The organism is Methylobacterium sp. E-066, from assembly GCF_022829635.1.
Lineage (GTDB): Bacteria > Pseudomonadota > Alphaproteobacteria > Rhizobiales > Beijerinckiaceae > Methylobacterium.
On the sequence record NZ_JAKSYO010000118.1, the window covers coordinates 35,837 to 54,483 of the forward strand.

The window sequence follows — 18,647 nt, forward strand, 5'->3', positions numbered from 1 at the left end:
AGCAGGCCGTTTCATTGACGACTCGGCAGATGCAACGCAAACATTCCACGGCACAACGACGAATTTGTCCTCACAATATGCCTGATCGATGGATGATCTGAGAAGCAATCAGCTTCTCGGCAGGGCGATCAACACCATTCTTGCCTGGATACAGCGGCGCGTCGGTCGCTCGTCTTACCCTGTCTGATACGGCACGCGGGTGCCGCGCGCTGCCGACCCCCGAACCGGACCACACGCCCTCCATGACCCGCCAGATCCGCTTCAACGCCTTCGACATGAACTGCGTGGGCCACCAGTCGCCGGGGCTGTGGGCGCATCCGCGGGACCGCTCCTGGCAGTACAAGGACTTGGAATACTGGCAGGATCTGGCCCGGACTCTCGAACGGGGCATCTTCGACGGGATCTTCATCGCCGACGTCGTCGGCTATTACGACGTCTACAAGGGCTCGAACTGGCACGCCCTGCATCAGGCGGCGCAGATCCCGGTCAACGATCCGCTCCAGCTCGCCGCCCCGATCGCGCTGGCGACCGAGCATCTCGGCATCGGCATCACCGCCTCGACCTCGTTCGAGCACCCCTACACCTTCGCGCGCCGGCTCTCGACGGCCGACCATCACACCAAGGGACGGGTCGGCTGGAACATCGTCACCTCGTATCTCGAGAGCGGCGCGAAGAATGTCGGCCAGGACGGCCTGAAGCGCCACGACAACCGCTACGAAGTCGCGGCGGAATATGTCGAGGTGCTCTACAAGCTGTTCGAGGGCAGCTGGGAGGACGGCGCGGTCCTGCGGGATCGGGAGCGGCGGATCTTCACCGACCCGTCCAAGGTCCACGAGATCGGGCATCGCGGCCGCCATTTCACGGTGCCGGGCTACCATCTCTGCGAGCCCTCACCGCAGCGCACGCCGGTGCTCTACCAGGCCGGCGCCTCGGGGCCCGGCAAGGCGTTCGCGGGGCATCACGCCGAATGCGTGTTCGTGGCTGCGCCCCTGAAGCCGATGCTGAAGGCCTATGTCGCCGATGTGCGCGCGCAGGCCCAGGCCGCCGGGCGCTCGCCCCGCGACGTGCTGATCTACAACCTCACCACCGTGATCGTCGCCGAGACCGACGCGGCCGCGCAGAAGAAGTTCGAGGACTACCGGTCCTACGCGTCCTGCGACGGCGCGCTGGTGTTCATGTCGGGCTGGAGCGGCATCGATTTCGGGCAGTACGCGCCGACCGACCTCGTCAAGAAGGTCGAGACCAACGCCATCGTGTCGATGGTCGAGCATTTCTCGTCCGCGGAGAACCCCTGGTCGATCGCCGAGCTCGCCCGGTGGGGCGGCATCGGCGGCGTCGGCCCGGTCTTCGTCGGCTCGCCCGCGACCGTCGCCGACATCCTGCAGGAATGGGTCGCGGAGACCGATGTCGACGGGTTCAACCTCGCCTACGCCGTGACGCCCGAGAGCTTCGAGGATGCGGTCAACCTGCTGGTGCCCGAGCTCCAGCGCCGCGGCGCCTATCCGAAGGCCTACCGCCCCGGGACGCTGCGCGAAAAGCTGTTCGGCCGCGGGCCGTATCTGCCGGAGACGCATCCGGCCCACGGATTCCGCGACATCGAGGCCGTGAAGGCCCGCGAGGCGGCGCTTCGCCCCGCCGCTGCGGCCGAGTGAGGCCGGCCTTGTCCGACACGATCCTCGAACTCACCGATGTCTCGCTGGCGTTCAAGGGCATCAAGGCGATCAACGGCTTGAGCTTCGCGGTCCGGCGCGGCGAGATCTGCGCGCTGATCGGCCCGAACGGAGCCGGCAAGAGTTCGCTGCTCAACATCCTCAACGGGGTTTACCGGGCGGAGTCCGGCACGGTCGTGTTCGAGGGCGAGCATTTCCACCGCATGGAGCCGATGAAAGCCGCGCGGCGCGGCATCGGCCGCAGCTTCCAGAACAATGCGCTGTTCTCAGGCATGAGCGTGCTCGACAACGTGATCGTCGGCCTGTCGCGACACGCGAAGGCGACGCTCGTCGAGGAGGCCCTGCGCTTGCCCCGCGCCTCGACACAGGAGGCCGCGTTCCGCGAGAGGGCTCGCGAGGTGCTGCACCTGTTCGACCTCGATCTTCATGCCGGCACGGTCGTCGGTACGCTGCCTTATGGCGTCCAGAAGAAGGTCGAACTCGCCCGCGCCATCGTCGCGAAACCCACGCTCCTTCTACTCGACGAGCCGCTGGCGGGCATGAACGCGCGCGAAAAGGAAGAGATCGCCGCGATCATCGGACGGCTGAACCGCGACCTGAAGCTGACCATCGTGCTCATTGAACACGATATCGGGATCGTGCTTCGGCTCGCCGACCACGTCGTCGTTCTCGACTACGGGCGCAAGCTTGCCGACGGCCCGCCCGAGACCATCCGCAGCAACCCTGACGTGATCGCCGCCTATATCGGCTCGGACCGTGCGGAGAGGGCCGCATGAGCCTGTTCCTCGAAACCCTGATCGGCGGGGTTCTGGCCGGCACCCTGTACGCGTTGGTCGCGATCGGCTTCGTGTTGATCTACAAGGCCTCGGGCGTCTTCAACTATGCGCAGGGCTCGATCCTGCTCTTCGGCGCCCTGGCCTTCGTGTCCCTGAAGGACGCGGGCGTGCCGGTCGCCGGCGCCCTTGCGATCACGGTCGGCCTCCTCATCGTCACGGCGATCGCGATCGAGCGGCTTCTGCTCAGGCCGCTCACCAATCGCAGCCCCCTCACGCTGTTCATGGCGACGCTGGGGCTCTCCTATGTGGCGGAAGGCGTCGCGCAGGGCTTCATGGGATCGCAGGTTCGCGCCCTCGATCTCGGCATCGAGGATCTGCCGATGTTCCTCGGCGATATCATGATCAGCCAGTTCGATCTCATCGCTGCCGGCGTGGCCGCTCTGCTTGTGATCGCCCTGTCGCTGCTGTTCAACCGCACACGCATCGGCATCCAGCTCCGCGGCGTCGCCAATGATACCCTCGCCGCGCTGTCCCTCGGCATCGACATCAACCGCATCTGGCAGATCGTCTGGGCGGTGGCGGGCCTTGTCGGTCTCGTGTCCGGGCTGCTCTGGGGCGCCCGCCAGGGCGTGCAGTTCTCGCTGTCGCTCGTAGTTCTCAAGGCGCTTCCCGTGCTGATCATCGGTGGCTTCACCTCCATCGCGGGCGCCATCGTCGGCGGCGTGGTCGTGGGCGCCGGAGAAAGCCTCGCCGAAACGTATATCGGCCCGTTCCTGGGTGGCGGCATCACGCCCTGGTTCGCTTACGCGCTGGCCCTGGTCTTCCTCTTCATCCGTCCGGCCGGCCTGTTGGGCGAACGGCAGATCGAGCGGGTCTGACGCCATGGACCACGTCGGTCTACGCTCCGATGTCCCGCCTTCGTCCATCGTTGTCGCGCCCCGCGCCTTTGGCGTGGCGGCTGTCACGGCTCTCGTTCTGACGGTGCCGTTTCTGACCACGGAATATTGGGTCAACGCGATCATCGTGCCGTTCCTGATCCTGTCCCTGGCGGGGCTCGGACTCAATCTCCTCACCGGCTATGCGGGCCAGCTCTCGCTCGGCAGCGGCGCATTCATGATGGTGGGCGCCTACGCGACCTTCGCACTTCAGCTCCGCGTGCCCGCGCTTCCGCTGCCCTTTGCCTTCATTCTCGCCGGCCTGGTGGCGGGGGTTGTCGGCCTCTTCTTCGGGCTGCCCTCGCGGCGCATCAAAGGCTTCTACCTGATCGTCAGCACGCTTGCGGCGCAGTTCTTCTTCGAGTGGCTGTTCCTCAAGTTCCCGTGGTTCTACAACGGCAACTCGTCGGCCACGATCGCGTTGGCACGCGGCCTTTCGGTCTTCGGACTCAACGCCGAAAACCCACCCGGACGCTACTGGCTGACTCTCGGCACGGTCGCGATCCTGACGCTGCTGTCGTGGAACCTCATCCGGAGCCAGACGGGCCGCAATTGGATGGCGGTGCGTGACATGGATGCGGCCGCCGCGGTGATCGGGGTGCCGACCCGGAGCGCCAAGCTGCAGGCCTTCTTCGTGTCGAGCTTCATCCTCGGCATCGCGGGCGCACTCTGGGCCTTCGCCTATCTCGGCTCGGCCAGCGTGCAGAGCTTCGGCCTTTCACGATCCTACCAGATCCTCTTCATCATCATCATCGGAGGCCTCGGCACTATCTGCGGCGCCTTCCTCGGCGCTGCGTTCGTCAGCCTGCTGCCCCTGGCTCTCGACTGGTCGTTCCAGCACCTGTTCGCCGGGCAGGTCGATGAAGGCCTGCGTCAGAACATCCAGAAGGCGATCTTCGGCGTCCTCATCATCGGGTTCCTGATCAAGGAGCCCGAGGGCCTCGCGCGGCTTCTCGCTTTGCCGAACCTGCGCCGTTCGAGCCGCCGCACCCTCTTCCCTTCAGTCAGGAGATAAAACCGTGAGACGATTGCTGCTCGCCGCGCTTCTCGCCGGCACCGTGCTCGGTGGTGGCGCACCCGCCTGCGCGGCAGAGGTCAGCCAATACATCCCGCTCCCCACGTATCGTGTCGGTGCCTATGCGTCGTCCGGCGAGCTCTGGTGGGCGGGCGAGCGCGATTACTTCCGCTACATCAACGAGGTCGAAGGCGGCGTCGAAGGCGTCAAGCTCAACTACGAAGAGTTCGAGACCGAGTGGAGCCCCGATCGTACGGTCGAGGTCTACGAGCGCGTCAAAGCAGGCAAGGACGGCTCGCCGCTCGCCTTCTTCTTCACCCACGGAACGCCGGCCACCTACGCGCTCCTCGAAAAGGCGGCGGCCGACAAGATCCCGCTGATCGATCCGGCGGGCGGCAAGACCGAAAGCGTGGACGGAGCGGTGTTCCCCTACGCGTTCCCACTCCTCTTCAGCTACTACAGCCAGGCTTCGACCGGCATCAACTACATCGCCTCCAAGGTCGGTGGTCTCGACAAGCTGAAAGGCCTGAAGATCGCGACCGTCTACCATGACAGCGCCTATGGGCGGGCGAGCCAGCCTGCCGTCGACGCGCTCGCGAAGACATACGGCTTCGAGAACATCCAGATCCCGGTTGCCGATCCGGGCAGCGAGCAATCGCCGCAATGGCGCCAAATCCGCGAGGTGAAGCCGGATTGGATCTTCTTGCGGACCTGGGGCGTCTCGACCGTCGTAGCCCTGAAGACCGCGCAGCGGTTCGGCTTCCCGGCTAACCGCATCATCGGCGACGTGTGGGCGGGGTCCGAATCCGATACGATCCCGGCCGGCAGCGCGGCGGTCGGCTATTCAGCGCTGGCGCCCTATCCAGGCGGAACGGACTTCGAGATCCACAAGCGCCTGAAGGCCGAGATCCTCGACAAGGGCAAGTCGAACCTGCGCGATGCCAAATTGTTCGGCGCGGTCAACTACAACGTCGGCCTCGTCAACGCCGCGCTCGCGGTCGAGGCGCTCCGCACGGGCTACAAGCATTTCGGCGCGCGTCCGCTCAACGGCGAGGAGGGCCGCTGGGCCTTCGAGCACCTGACGATCGATCCGGCCCGGCTGAAGCAGATCGGCTTCGATGGACTGCTCCAGCCCATTGCCATCACGCCCACCGATCACGAGGGCGGCGGCGCGGCCCGCATCCAGAGTTGGGACGGCTCGAAATGGGTGCTGCAGACGGATTGGATCAAGGCCGATCACGCGCTGCTCACCCCCCTCATCAAGGCTGGCGCCGCGGCCTACGCCAAGGAGAAGGGCATCACGCCCCGCTCCGCGGATTCCGCCGAGGCGGCGGCCCGGTGACCCGGGCTGTCGAGGCCGGCCTAGTGCGGCCGCCCTTCCTCGACGTGGAGGCGATCGAGGCCGTCTACGGGGCCTCGATCCTGGCCCTCCACGACGTGTCCCTGAGCGTCGCCCGGGGTGAGATCGTGGCGCTGGTCGGCCCGAACGGCGCCGGCAAGACCACGACCCTGCGGGCGATCTCGAACCTGCTGGGCGCTCAGCGGGGCGCCCTGCGCGGCGGCACGATCCGATGGCAGGGCGAGGAGACCCGGCGGCTCGATCCGTCCGATCTCGTGGCGCGCGGCATCGTCCAGGTGCTGGAGGGCCGGCACGTCTTCGGGCAGCTCACCGTGGAGGAGAACCTGCTCACCGGCGGGTATCTGCGCCGTCCGAGCCGGCGGCAGCTCGCCGCGGATCTCGATCGGGTCTACGGCTGGTTCCCGCGCCTGAAAGAACGCCGCAGCGCACGGGCCGGCCTCACCTCCGGTGGCGAGCAGCAGATGGTCGCCATCGGCCGCGCGCTGATGACCCGTCCGACCCTGCTCCTCCTCGACGAGCCCTCGATGGGCCTCGCCCCGATCATCGTCGCCGAAATCTTCGCGATCATCGCCCGCCTCAACCGCGAGGAGGGCTTGAGCGTCCTGATCGCCGAGCAGAGCGCGAACCTCGTGCTCGACCACGCCGACCGCGCCATCGTGCTGGAGAGCGGGCGCGTGGTCGCCTCGGGCCCCTCCGCCGAACTCGCCGCCAGCGGCCGTCTCGCCGCGCTGTATCTCGGCGGCGCAGACGCGCCGACGCGGCACTGATCTTCAATCCTCGCCCGGACGAGACCGACCCGATGAGCCAAGCCGATGCCGCTCCCTGGCCCCCCGAGCGCTCCGCCTGGGGCTCTCCGCCGAGCCCGCATTACGAGCGCCTGGCGGCTCGGTTCCGGCCGATCTTCGCCCGGATCCGCGAGGGAGCCGTCGCGCGCGAGCGGGAGCGCCGCTTGCCCGAGGAGGCCGTGGGCTGGCTGCGCGCGGCACGGTTCGGCGCCCTGCGGGTGCCGGAGGCGGAGGGCGGCTTCGGCGCGAGCCTGCCGGACCTGTTCGGCCTCCTCGCCGAGCTGGCGCAGGCCGATTCCAACCTGCCTCAGGCCCTGCGCAACCATTTCGGCTTCGCGGAGGACACCGTCAGCGCTCCCCACGATGCGCGCCGGGCACGCTGGATCGAGCGCCTGGCGGCCGGCGACCTGTTCGGGGGCGCCTGGTCGGAGACCGGGACCGCCGTGGTCGGCACGTTCGAGACCCGCATCCACCGGCGCGGCGACGGCTGGGGACTCACGGGGCGAAAGTACTACACCACCGGCTCGCTCTTCGCCGACTGGATCGACGTGGTCGGCACCGGCGAGGCCGGGGAGGAGACCTCGGTGGTCGTGTCGGCACGCGCGCCCGGCGTCGCGATCCTCGACGATTGGGACGGGTTCGGCCAGCGGCTGACTGCGAGCGGCACCGCCACGTTCGCGGACGTGCCCGCCATCGGCGAGCCGCTGCCCACCGAGGTCCGCTTCGCCTACGGCACGGCGTTCTTCCAGGCGGTGCATCTCGCGACGCTCACCGGGATCGCCCGGGCGGCGGCCGACGAAGTGACCCGGGCGGTGCGCATCCGGGATCGGACCTATTCCCACGCCGCCGGCGCACGGCCCAGCGCCGACCCGCAGGTGCTCCAGGTGGTCGGCCGGGTGCACGCGCTGGCCTACGCGGCGGGGGCGATCAACGCCCGGGCGGCGGAGGCGGTGCACCGCGCCTACGAGGCCCGGGTCGGGACCCTGCCAACAGACGAAGCGCAGGCGATCACCATCGCCTCGGAGATCGAGCTCGCCCAGGCGCAGACCGTGCTGACCGGCCTCGTCCTGGATGCCGGCACGATCCTGTTCGACGCGCTGGGCGCCTCCGCGACGAGCAGCCGGCACGCCCTGGATCGGCACTGGCGCAACGCCCGCACGATCGCCTCGCACAACCCGCGCATCTTCAAGGATCGGATCGTCGGCGACTTCGCGGTCAACGGCACCGAGCCGCCATTCCAGTGGAAGATCGGCCGCGTCCTGCCGGCCGCATCCTGATAGCGAGGCAAGCCATGTCCGTGCGTCTCCGTCTCTGCGCCGCCGTCGCGGCCCTCGGCCTCTCGACCGCCGCCTGGGCGGGCGGCCTCGCCGGTGCCCCGCCACCCTTCGATCACGGCGACGTCACGGTCGCCCTGGTCCGCTACCTGTCGGTCGGCGATTTCTACCAGGCCTACGAGGCCGGGGCCCGGGCGCAGGCCAAGGCGCTCGGCATCGATCTGCGGATCTTCCCGGGCAAGCAGGACGCGGCCCAGGAGCGCGAGCAGGTCGAGCAGGCCGTCGCGCTCGGCGCCAAGGCGATCGTGATCGATCACGGCCTGCCCGAATCGCTCAAGGACGTCGCCCAGAAGGCGGTCGATGCCGGCATCAAGGTCGTGGCCTTCGACGTGAACCTCGACCATCCGCGGATCCCGCAGGTCGAGCAGAGCGATCGCGCGCTCGCCCAGAAGGCGCTGGATCAGGTCGTTCAGGAGAACGGGACCAGCTTTCAGGCGGCCTATATCTATGTCGCCGGCTTCGACCCCCTCGATCGCCGCGACGCGGTCTGGGCCGCCTTCAAGGCCGCCCATCCGGGGGTGATCGAGAAGGCCCGCTTCGGCACCGTCAGCGACGCGACCGCGAGCGTCGTCGCCGATCAGGCCAAGGCGGCCCTGCGTGCCAATCCGGGCATCACGGTGATTGTTGCGCCGTATGACGAGTTCGCGCGCGGCGCAAAGCTCGCGGTGAACGAATTGAACCTCGCCGACCGGGTGAAGATCTATTCGGCCGACGTGTCGACCGCGGATATCGGCGAGATCACCGAGCCCGGCAGCCCCTGGGTCGCCACCGTCGCGACGAATCCGGCGGTGGTCGGCGCGGTGTCGATCCGCGCCGCGGCGCTCGCCCTCGCCGGCCAGGATCCCGGGCCTCGGATCACCGTCGAGCCGATCCTGCTGACGCAGGGGGCGCTTCGGGAAGCCGGGGTGAAGACGATCGCGGATCTGAACGCCCGGATCCCGGCATTCGGCCATTCGGAGGCCGCGACCGCCCCCTGGATCCCCAAGCCGCATTGATCGCCCGCCGCGATCCGCGCATCGTCCTGGATCTCGGAACCCGGGCGATGCGCGCGATCTTCGGTTTTGCATCATCGTTTTCCGAAAGCCGGAAACCACCTTTCGGGATGAGGCTCTAGGCCCGCTTCGGCGCAAGGCCGTAGGTGACAGTCAGGGCGCCGATCAGCACGGCGCCCTTGACGAAGTCCTGGAGGTAATAGGGGGCGTTCAGCATCGTCAGGCCGTTGAGCAGGACGCCCACGAACACGGCGCCCACGACCGTGCCGAGGATGTTCGGCCGGTTGGCGCCGAGCACGGCGTAGCCGATCAGCGCGGCCGCGATGGCATCCAGCATCAGCCCGTTGCCGGCCGAAACGTCGCCCCGGCCGATCCGGGCGGCCATCAGGATGCCGCCGATGGACGCCACCGTGGAGGAGATGACGTAGGCGCAAACCCGGTAGGCCCGCGTCGGCGCACCGGCGAGCCGCGCCGCCAGTTCGTTGCCGCCGACCGCGTGGAACACCCGGCCGAAGCGGGTGAGATCCATCACGAACCAGAGCGCGGCGGCCACGACCGCGAGCACCACCACCGGGACCGGCAGGATGTCGCAGAATCGATGCCGGCCGAGGGCGAGGAACGTGTCGGTGAAGGCGCCGTCCGCCACGGACCCGTCGAGCAGGGTCATGCCCCGGGCGATCGAGCGGCCCCCGGTCGGGATCAGCTGGAGGCCGGCCAGGAGGAAGAGCATCCCGAGGGTCGCGAGGAGATCGGGGATGCCGAGCCGCACGATCAGGAGCGCGTTGCCGAGGCCGACCAACACGCCGATTCCCAGGCAGAGCAGGATGGTGCTGCCGGTCGAGCCGTCGAGCACGATCAGGCTGTAGGCGGCGGCCATCTGCACGAAGGCGGCGAGCCCGCCGACCGAGAGATCGAACCCGCCGGCGATCATCGTGACCGTCACGCCGACCCCGAGCAGCGCCACGATGGCGACGGCCTGCAGGATGCTGAACAGGTTGTTGACGCGCAGGAAGGCGGGCTGCGCGACCGCGAAGACCACCACCAGTCCGACAAGCAGGATCAGGAGCCCGTAATCGATCGCGAGGCAACGCAGGGACAAGGCCCCCTTCGGAGCGCGGGCGGGCGACAACATGACGGGGACTCTACGAAACGGCGGGGTGAGGCGAAGGGGCGCCTGAAGCCAGCAGCGCGCTGATCCGGGCAAGGTCGGCGGCGTCCCCGACCACGGCGCGATCGGCCATGACCACGACCCGGTCGCCGACCTCCAGCGCCTCTTCGAGGTCGTTGACGAAGACGATCGTGGCGCGGTCCCGCGACTGGACCCGGATCGCCCGGATGATGTCGTCCCGGGCGCCGACATCGACGCCCTGGAACGGCTCGTCGAGCAGCAGCAGCCGCGCCGGCTCGGCGTGCCAGCGGGCGAGGACGACCTTCTGCTGGTTGCCGCCCGAGAGGGCGGCGGGCGGGTCCTCGGGGCCGCGCGCCTTGATGCCGAATTCGGCGATGAGCCGGCGCGCCGCGCGCGTCTCGGCCGTCCGCGCGACGAGGCCCGCCCGGCCCCAGCGGTCGAGGAAGGGGAAGCCGATCGTGCCGGCGATCTGCGCGAAGGGCACGGTGCCGGGGAAGAAGGTGGTGCGCCAGCGGTCCTCGCCGGCCATGAACACGCCGTTGCGGACCGAGGCCCCGGCCGAGCGCGGCCGCCAGCGCTGGCCGTCGAGTTCCATGTGCCCGGCCGCGAGCGGCCAGAGCCCGAAGATGGCACCGGCGAGGGTGGACTTTCCGGCGCCCACCGGCCCGGTCACCGCGACGACCTCGCCCGCATGTGCGACGAGATCGAAGGCCGCAGCGGCCGGGGCGAGGCGCGCCTGCGACAGCCGCAGGATCGGCGCGCCGCCCGGCACCGGATCGCGCGGCGCCGCGCGCCCGACCGCGTGGCCCACCATCGCCCGGATCGCGGCGCCGAGATCCAGCGGCCGGCGGAACTCGCCCGAGACCCGGCCGTCGCGCAGCACCACGATCCGGTCGGCGATGCGGCGCAGATCACCGGTCTTGTGCGAGATGTAGAGCAGCCCGACGCCCCGGTCCCTGAGCCGGTCGAGGACCGCGAACAGGCGATCGGATTCCGGGGCCGAGAGGCTGGCTGTCGGCTCGTCGAGGATCAGCACGGCCGGGTCGTGCGCGACGGCGCGCGCGATGGCGACGAGCTGGCGCTCGGCAATCGAGAGCGCGTCGAGGGTCCGGGACAGGTCCAGCTCGAGGCCGATGCCGGCCGCGATCGCCGCGGCGGCGCGCAAGCTCCGCCGGCCGCCGACCAGGAGCGGGCCCCGCCCCGTGCAGGCGCGGTCGAGCAGCAGGTTGTCGGCGACCGAGAGAGTCGGGACGCCGACATCGGCAATCGATTGATGCACGGCGATGATCCCGTGCTCTCGCGCCTGCCGCGGCGAGGCGAACGCGATCGTCTTCCCGCCGATGGTGATTGACCCGGCATCGGCACCGTGGACGCCGCACAGGATCTTCACCAAGGTCGACTTGCCGGCCCCATTGGCGCCCATCAGGGCGACCACCTCGCCGGCCTGAAGCTCGAACGACACATCGGTGAGCGCCCGGGTCGATCCGAAGCACTTCGTGAGCCCCTCCGCCGCGAGCACCACCGGCAAATTTGTCGCTCCCAAGCAATTGCCGACAGACTTTATATAACACTATCGGAGATCAGCGTATGTCAAGTGCTTTGAGCGCAGGCTTGAAGCAAAAAACAGATCGCTGCTGCTCATGCTTTATGATCTGAGCAAATCGATCGGCTATTCTATTTCACCTTCTGGTCAAAAGCATTGCCACCATCACGATTTCACCCGCTTTCGGCTGAAGGCGTTGCCGACTTGTTTCGGCGCGACCGATGACTTCGGTGAGATGCGCTGGCTGGACCGTCCGCTCCCGAAGGGGCTGCTTTCGAGGGTGTACCGCAGCACCGTTTGCGCCCGCGAGGATGACGACGGAGCCGCCGTACCGGTCCACACTTCGGCGGCGCGCGCTCTACCGCGATGCGGGGGCCGCGCAGATCGCCTTGAGCGCATCCCAGGACGGCGCGTCGAGGAGCGGCCGACGCCCCGCGAGCGGTTGCGGAGCGGCGGCCGCGAGCGCCCGGATGGCAGCCGCCCGCTCCCGCGTGAAGGGATGGCTGCGCATGAAGGCGAGGTCCTCGCCGGTATCGGCGGCGATCCGCTCCAGAAGGATCGCGAGGGCGGTCGCATCGCCCCCGGCGTGGGTCATGGCGGCGACAGAATAGGCGTCGGCGGCTCGTTCGGCCTCGCGGCTGTAGCCGGCGGAGAGCGCGTTCTCTCCCAGCGCGACGATCACGGCCGAGCCGGCCAGGTCACCGACGAGGTAGCCGAGCAGGTAGGCGATGCCGGAACTCCGGATCAGCGCCCGGGTCGGGTCCCGGGCCGCCACGTGTCCGAATTCGTGGGCGAGCACACCGGCAAACTCGTCCGGAGACCGCGCCTGCGCGATCAGGTCCGACAGGACGATCACCCGGGCACCGGGCAGGGTCAGGGCATTGGCCGTGGTCGAGCGGCGCACGCTCACGCGCGGGCCGGACGGCAGTCCCGCACCGAGCTTGCTCACCAGCCGGTCCAGGGCAGCCTGCCCCTCCGGGGCGGAGCAGGCCGGCGGGTGGCCGAGCAGATACCCGATCTGCTTCTCGGTCGCGGCACCGAGGCGGTCCTCCACCGCCGCGGGCACCAGCGGTGCCAAGGCGTCGGCCAGGACCGGCACGCCGAAGGCCGCGAGCCCGAGGAGCGCGATCCCGGCCGCCATCGACCAGAGCGCCACCGTCAGGGTGCGGCCCTCCGCGGCCGGGCCGGCATGCAGGTCCGGACAGAGCGCTTCGAGGGCGGCGGCCAGGGCCTCGTCCGAGAATTCGACCCGCTCCGGCGTATCCGCCGGCCCGACCCGCATCAGGGGCGGTCGCGCGTCCTCGGCCCGCAGGTCGAGGCCGTTCCAGTCCCGGCGGAGATCCGGGCCCGACACTTCAAAGCGTCCGGCTTCGAGGCGCAGGGAGACCGGGACGGGCCGTGCGGTGCGGCCGTCGAAGTAGCGGCCCGCGCCGGTGAGTGCCGTCACATCCGGTCCCTCAGAACCCGATATCGAGGACGCCGCCCACGTCGAGGGCGTCGGCCATGCCCTCGCCCAGGCTGCTGCTGGGGCCGCGGGCGGAAGCGACGATCGCTCCCAGGGCGGCCGCATCCGAGATCCGCGTGGTCTCGGCGACAGCGCGCCAGAGGCCGGCCTTCAACACGCGGACGTAGAGGACGACCGAGGATACGAGGTACCAGCCATAGAGGGCCACGACGATGATCGCACCGATCGCAAACCGGACGCTCTGCGCGACCGCGTCGCCGGACACCATCATGATCACCACGACGATGGCCGCCGCGACGGTGATCAGGATGCCGAGCTTCAGACACTGGACGAGATAGGCCAGGTGCGGGCGGTAGAGGTCCCACGCTTTCATCTGCGAGACGAGACGGACCCCGTCCAGCCGGATGGCGCTCAGAAAGGCTCGGGTCTCGCGGGCGCGGTAGAATGGATACAGCGCCGGAACGGGAAGGATCACCAGGATAGACAGGATGGGCAGCACAACCTCACCGAGGCGGCTGCCTCTGGCGTGAATACCCAGCGTCGCCAGGATCATCAGTGCAACGACCGTTCCGACGACCGCGGCCCATATCAGCAGCCAGCTCGGCAGCACAGCCAAACCGCGTGCCCGGGATTCCATCCGGCTCGTACCCACCAGGGTATGGCGAATGCGGTAGCGTTCGAGGGCCGCGCGCATGAACGGGAAGGCAAGACCGAGGGTCGCCAGGACGACGATCCACCAGCCCGCGGCCAAAGCGGCGTAGGCCAGGCCCGAACCGTCCTGGCCAAGCCGGATGCCGCGCCACAGGGTCCGCGAGGCTCGGTAGCGCCGCCCGCGATAGAGGGCGAATTGTCCGAGGACGAACAGCACAACCACGCTGACGACGCCCGCGAAGATTGGGAACGCGGGCGAGAGCAGCGATACCGCGAACAGGCCGACATAGATCGGCACCAGAAGCACGATCGCCACGAGGAATCCGAGAAACAGATCCTCGCCGCGGCCGGTATAGGCGGCGGGCGAGCCGTCCACGAGGGTGCGGCTCCAGAAGAACCGCCGCAGGTTGGTCACGTACCAGAACCGATAGATGCCGGAGGTGACCAGCGACAGCAAAAACCCCTTCACGACGATCCCGGTCAGCCCGGCGAGGGACCTGTCGAAGGCGATCTCCCCGCCACGCTCGGGCCTCTCAGCCGAAACCGTGTTCCGAACGTCCATCCCGCGCCCCCCGGCGGGCCGCCGATTCGCGGCCCTACGGAAGCGTTGCGCATTGCGCGGTGACGTTCAAGCAACGCCCGGCCCTCGCCAAGCAGTCGCGCCGGGCCCGTCAGGTCGATCCGGCGACGACCGACAGTTGCGGTCCGTCAAACCCCGCCGGACGACCCGTCTTCGAGGCGGCTCAGCGCAGCAGCGCGGACTTGTCCACGTGCAGCGCCGCGCCGATCTCGTCGAGCGCCTTGTGCTCGACTTCGCTGATGCCGCCGAAATCGGCCACGTCGGCGCCGATCAGAAAGACGTCCTGGCGCTGGTCGATCGGCCGCTCGGCGATGGCGCCCACGAGGCGCAGGTTCTCCAGGCGGCCGGCCCGGGTTTTGGCCCGGGCGATGGCCTCGTAGAGTTCCTGCTCGACGCGCAGCGTGTCGTAGGATTTCTCCAGGATCGGGTTGGCGCGAATGCCGCTGATCGCCGATTCGATCTCCTCCTCGGCCACGTCGCCATCGGCCACGATGACGTTGGCCGCGGCCGAGACCGCCGCCTGAAGGAAGACGGCATCGCCCGCATACGACATGATCGTGCGGCCGAACCGAAGGATGGCGTCCTGGAAAATGCTCATGCCGACCTCCCGTGCGGTGGGAGATGGCGGATATTGTGGCGGCCGAGTCAAGATCCGGCCGCGCTTGCGCCGGGGACTGACATTTCGCGCTCACTTTATGGTTTCGCGGGCGAGCGGGGCGCAGGCGGCTCGTCCCGTTTCCGGTTTGAGGCGCGCACCCGCCTTTGCCGTCATTGCGAGCGCAGCGAAGCAACCCAGCGCAGCGCGCGATCCCCGAAGGTAGCGCTTCCCTCGGTTGCTTCGCTGCGCTCGCAATGACGGTGCGGGACCACAGGCCCCGCACCGTTTGACGCCGGCGTCTCTCCCCTCAGCAGCAGCGAAACCCCGACGTGTTCCCCACGCCGAAGCGGGCGTTCTCGCGATTGCGGAAGAATTCCAGCTCGGTCATCGGCGCCTGGTCGGGATGGGTGCGACGGATATGTGCGGCGTAGGCCGCGTAATCGCCCTGCCCCACCATCAGCCGAGCGCCGTCGCAGACGCATTTGGACAGCGTCTGGAGGCGGCTGCGCAGGCTCTGCGGTTGCTCCATGGCGGTTCCTACTCGGCCGCAGCCAGGCGCGGATCGGTCTCGAGGGCGGTCCAGCGATCGGCCCGCAATGCCTTCAGGCAGGCGGCGATGCCGAAGCCCGCGATGGCGACCACGAGGCCGATGAACAGGGCCGCCAGCACGGCGTCGATCCGGTCGTTGAGGATGATCTGCGCCATCTGATCGGCGTTCTTGGCCGGCGCCAGGAGCTTGCCCTCGGCGGCGGCCGTCGCGTAGCGCTCGGCATGGGCCAGGAACCCGATCTTGGGGTCGGCGGACATGATCTTCTGCCAGCCGGCCGTGAGGGTGCACAGGCACAGCCACGCGGTCGGGATGATGGTCACGAACGCGTAGCGCTCGCGCTTCATCTTGAAGATCACCACGGTGCAGAGCGTCAGCGCCACCGCGGCCAGCATCTGGTTGGAGATGCCGAACAGCGGCCACAGGGTGTTGATGCCGCCGAGCGGGTCGGTCACCCCCTGGTACAGGAAGTAGCCCCAGGCGCCGACCGCGATCGCGGTGGCCGCGATGCTCGGCCCCCAGGACGTGGTGTTCTTGAACGAGGGCACCGCCAGCGCGACGAGATCCTGCACCATGAACCGGCAGGCGCGGGTGCCCGCATCCACGGCCGTGAGGATGAACAAAGCCTCGAACAGGATCGCGAAATGGTACCAGAAGGCCATCATCGCCTTGCCGCCGATGGCCGAGGAGATGATGTGGGCCATGCCCACCGCCAGGGTCGGGGCACCGCCGGCGCGGGAGATGATCGTGCGCTCGCCGACATCCGCGGCGGTCTGGGTGATCACCTCCGGGGTGGTCGCGAAGCCGAGCTTGGTCACGGCCGCGGCAGCGGTCTCGGGCGTGGTGCCGAGCAGAGCCGCGGGCGAGTTCATGGTGAAGTAGACGCCCGGGTCGATCACGCAGGCCGAGACCAGCGCCATGATCGCCACGAACGATTCCATCAGCATGCCGCCGTAGCCGATGAAGCGGGCATCCGACTCGCTGGCGATCAGCTTCGGGGTGGTGCCCGACGAGATCAGGGCGTGGAAGCCCGAGACCGCGCCGCAGGCGATGGTGATGAACAGGAACGGGAACAGGCTGCCGGCCCAGACCGGCCCGGTGCCGTCGATGAACTTGGTCGTCGCGGGCATCTGCATGTGCGGCGCGACGACCGCGATGCCCAGAGCCAAGCCGACGATGGTGCCGATCTTGAGGAAGGTCGAGAGGTAGTCCCGCGGCGCCAGCAGCAGCCAGACCGGCAGGATCGACGCGACGAAGCCGTAGCCGATCAGCATCCAGCACAGCTGCGGGCCGGTGAAGGTGAAGGCCGGCCCCCAGACCGGGCTCGCCGCGACCGAGCCGCCGCCGACGATCGCCAGCATCAGCAGGACGAAGCCGAGGATCGAGACCTCGCCGATCCGGCCCGGGCGGATGTAGCGCGAATACACGCCCATCAGCATCGCGATCGGGATCGTCGACATCACCGTGAAGGTGCCCCACGGGCTCTCGGCCAGCGCCTTGACCACGATCAGCGCCAGCACGGCCAGCAGGATCACCATGATCAGGAAGGTGCCGAACAGCGCGATGATGCCCGGCACGGTGCCGAGCTCGGCCCGGATCAGCTCGCCGAGCGACCGGCCGTCCCGGCGCATCGACACGAACAGGACCATGAAGTCCTGCACCGCCCCGGCCAGCACCACGCCAGCCAGGATCCACAGCATGCCGGGCAGGTAGCCCATCTGCGCGGCCAGCACCGGGCCAACCAGCGGGCCCGCCCCCGCGATCGCCGCGAAATGGTGGCCGAACAGCACGCTGCGGTTGGTGGGCACATAGTCGAGCCCGTCATTGTGCCGCACCGCCGGCGTCTGACGCTTCGGATCGAGGCGCATCACCTTCTCGGCGATGAATTTCGAGTAGTAGCGATAGGCGATCATGTAGACGCAGACCGCCGCGACCACGATCCAGAGCGCGTTGATCGTCTCGCCGCGCTGGGTGGCCACGATCGCCAAAGCCGCGGCGCCGAGCGCTCCCACGAGGGCCCAGGGCCCATGCCTGCCGATCGCCGTACCCATCCGTCCCGCTCCCTACCGAACGCCTCATGCTCGGGGCCGCTGGGACCTCCGGCTGGGACTCGCAGGTCCCGGGCTACACCGTGGGTTTATCCTATTCGTCCGCCGTTGACGCAAGCGATCCGAGCTGTGATGCAGCTTCGCGGGCGGCACGACGCCCGATCTGTTACATCGGGCCATCGTCACGGCCCCGGCCGTCGTCGCGGTCGGCCCCGGAACCCGTCGCCGCCTGCGCCTCGCGCGCAGGCCCGGTGCCGGCGCGATTCGGCCCTGGGAGGAGCGGACAACAATGGCGAAGGTCGCATTCCTGGGTCTCGGCGTGATGGGCGGCCCGATGGCCGGACACCTGGCCAAGAAGGGCCACGACGTCACCGTCTACAACCGGACCACCCCCAAGGCGGAGGCCTGGGTGAAGGCCCATGGCGGCGCCTTCGCGGCCACGCCCCGGGAGGCGGTCGCGGGCGCCGAGATCGTGTTCGCCTGCGTCGGCAACGACGACGACCTGCGCAGCGTCGTGCTGGGCGATGACGGCGCGCTCGCCGGCATGACGGCCGGTTCGGTGTTCGTCGATCACACCACCGCGTCGGCCGAGGTCGCCCGGGAGCTCGCCGCGGCCGCCGAGGCCAAGGGGCTCGGCTTCATCGACGCACCGGTCTCCGGCGGCCAGGCCGGCGCCGAGAACGGCGTGCTCACCGTGATGTGCGGCGGCGCGCCGGAGACCTACGCCAAGGTCGAGGCGGCGATCGGCTCCTTCGCCCGGGCCTGCCGGCTGATGGGCCCGGTGGGCTCCGGCCAGCTCACCAAGATGGTCAACCAGATCTGCATCGCCGGGCTGGTCCAGGGCCTGTCCGAGGGCGTCCACTTCGCCAAGCGTGCCGGCCTCGACGTGGAGGCGGTGCTCGACGTGATCTCCAAGGGCGCCGCCGGCTCCTGGCAGATGGAGAACCGCGGCAAGACCATGAACCAGGGCAAGTTCGATTTCGGCTTCGCGGTGGACTGGATGCGCAAGGATCTCGGCATCCTGCTGGACGAAGCCCGCCGCAACGGCGCCAAGCTCCCGGTCTCGGCCCTGGTCGACCAGTTCTACGCCGAGGTGCAGTCCATGGGCGGCAACCGCTGGGACACGTCGAGCCTGGTGGCGCGCCTGGAGCGCTGAGGGCGGCGTTTTTTTGATCTGCGCCAGCCTGTAAAGAGCAGGAGCGCTTTTTCCCCTACAGGG

Annotated in this window: 16 protein-coding genes; 9 read left to right on the forward strand and 7 right to left on the reverse strand. The window is 68.9% G+C overall.

Annotated elements, in window-relative coordinates:
* The first annotated feature begins 242 nt into the window (after positions 1 to 242).
* From MKL20_RS17440 to MKL20_RS17475, 8 genes are read left to right on the forward strand one after another with little or no spacing between them, the layout of a single operon-like run.
* Positions 243 to 1,652, forward strand: coding sequence for an LLM class flavin-dependent oxidoreductase (locus MKL20_RS17440; RefSeq protein WP_244037725.1), 1,410 nt, complete (start codon positions 243 to 245; stop codon positions 1,650 to 1,652).
* 8 nt (positions 1,653 to 1,660) lie between these two features.
* A complete protein-coding gene (locus MKL20_RS17445; protein WP_244037726.1) occupies positions 1,661 to 2,446 on the forward strand; it encodes an ABC transporter ATP-binding protein in 786 nt (261 codons plus the stop codon).
* A complete protein-coding gene (locus tag MKL20_RS17450) occupies positions 2,443 to 3,324 on the forward strand; it encodes a branched-chain amino acid ABC transporter permease (RefSeq protein ID WP_244037727.1) in 882 nt (293 codons plus the stop codon). Before MKL20_RS17445 ends, MKL20_RS17450 begins: the two co-directional genes overlap by 4 nt.
* A gap of 4 nt (positions 3,325 to 3,328) precedes the next feature.
* Positions 3,329 to 4,396, forward strand: coding sequence for a branched-chain amino acid ABC transporter permease (locus tag MKL20_RS17455; RefSeq protein WP_279594829.1), 1,068 nt, complete (start codon positions 3,329 to 3,331; stop codon positions 4,394 to 4,396).
* Between the two features lie 4 nt (positions 4,397 to 4,400).
* The gene (locus tag MKL20_RS17460) at positions 4,401 to 5,738 is read left to right on the forward strand and encodes an ABC transporter substrate-binding protein (RefSeq protein WP_244037729.1); all 1,338 of its coding nucleotides are present in this window, start codon (positions 4,401 to 4,403) and stop codon (positions 5,736 to 5,738) included.
* A gap of 23 nt (positions 5,739 to 5,761) precedes the next feature.
* Entirely contained in the window at positions 5,762 to 6,523 is a 762-nt protein-coding gene (locus tag MKL20_RS17465) for an ABC transporter ATP-binding protein (RefSeq protein WP_244037766.1), read from the forward strand.
* Between the two features lie 32 nt (positions 6,524 to 6,555).
* On the forward strand, positions 6,556 to 7,818 hold the full coding sequence (locus MKL20_RS17470; protein WP_244037730.1) for an acyl-CoA dehydrogenase family protein: 1,263 nt from the start codon (positions 6,556 to 6,558) through the stop codon (positions 7,816 to 7,818).
* Positions 7,819 to 7,832: 14 nt separating this feature from the next.
* Positions 7,833 to 8,870, forward strand: a complete 1,038-nt coding sequence (locus MKL20_RS17475) for a substrate-binding domain-containing protein (protein WP_244037731.1) — start codon at positions 7,833 to 7,835, stop codon at positions 8,868 to 8,870.
* Positions 8,871 to 8,985: 115 nt separating this feature from the next.
* Here the strand turns inward: MKL20_RS17475 and MKL20_RS17480 are convergent, their stop codons facing one another.
* The 7 genes from MKL20_RS17480 to MKL20_RS17510 form a co-directional block, all read right to left on the reverse strand.
* The gene (locus MKL20_RS17480) at positions 8,986 to 9,999 is read right to left on the reverse strand and encodes an ABC transporter permease (protein ID WP_244037732.1); all 1,014 of its coding nucleotides are present in this window, start codon (positions 9,997 to 9,999) and stop codon (positions 8,986 to 8,988) included.
* A gap of 10 nt (positions 10,000 to 10,009) precedes the next feature.
* Positions 10,010 to 11,524: a sugar ABC transporter ATP-binding protein gene (locus MKL20_RS17485; RefSeq protein ID WP_279594822.1), complete on the reverse strand. Its 1,515-nt coding sequence runs from the start codon at positions 11,522 to 11,524 to the stop codon at positions 10,010 to 10,012.
* Positions 11,525 to 11,897: 373 nt separating this feature from the next.
* The gene (locus tag MKL20_RS17490) at positions 11,898 to 12,986 is read right to left on the reverse strand and encodes a M48 family metallopeptidase (protein WP_244037733.1); all 1,089 of its coding nucleotides are present in this window, start codon (positions 12,984 to 12,986) and stop codon (positions 11,898 to 11,900) included.
* A 10-nt stretch (positions 12,987 to 12,996) separates the two neighbouring features.
* Positions 12,997 to 14,217 (reverse strand): YjgN family protein, encoded by a 1,221-nt coding sequence (locus tag MKL20_RS17495; protein WP_244037734.1) that lies wholly within the window; start codon positions 14,215 to 14,217, stop codon positions 12,997 to 12,999.
* Between the two features lie 181 nt (positions 14,218 to 14,398).
* On the reverse strand, positions 14,399 to 14,833 hold the full coding sequence (locus tag MKL20_RS17500) for a tellurite resistance TerB family protein (RefSeq protein ID WP_243963844.1): 435 nt from the start codon (positions 14,831 to 14,833) through the stop codon (positions 14,399 to 14,401).
* 307 nt (positions 14,834 to 15,140) lie between these two features.
* Positions 15,141 to 15,362, reverse strand: a complete 222-nt coding sequence (locus MKL20_RS17505; protein ID WP_244037735.1) for a YbdD/YjiX family protein — start codon at positions 15,360 to 15,362, stop codon at positions 15,141 to 15,143.
* An 8-nt stretch (positions 15,363 to 15,370) separates the two neighbouring features.
* Entirely contained in the window at positions 15,371 to 17,431 is a 2,061-nt protein-coding gene (locus tag MKL20_RS17510) for a carbon starvation CstA family protein (protein WP_244037736.1), read from the reverse strand.
* A gap of 286 nt (positions 17,432 to 17,717) precedes the next feature.
* Here MKL20_RS17510 and MKL20_RS17515 point away from each other — a divergent pair, with 286 nt between their 5' ends.
* Positions 17,718 to 18,584: an NAD(P)-dependent oxidoreductase gene (locus tag MKL20_RS17515; RefSeq protein WP_243963838.1), complete on the forward strand. Its 867-nt coding sequence runs from the start codon at positions 17,718 to 17,720 to the stop codon at positions 18,582 to 18,584.
* Positions 18,585 to 18,647 lie beyond the last annotated feature (63 nt).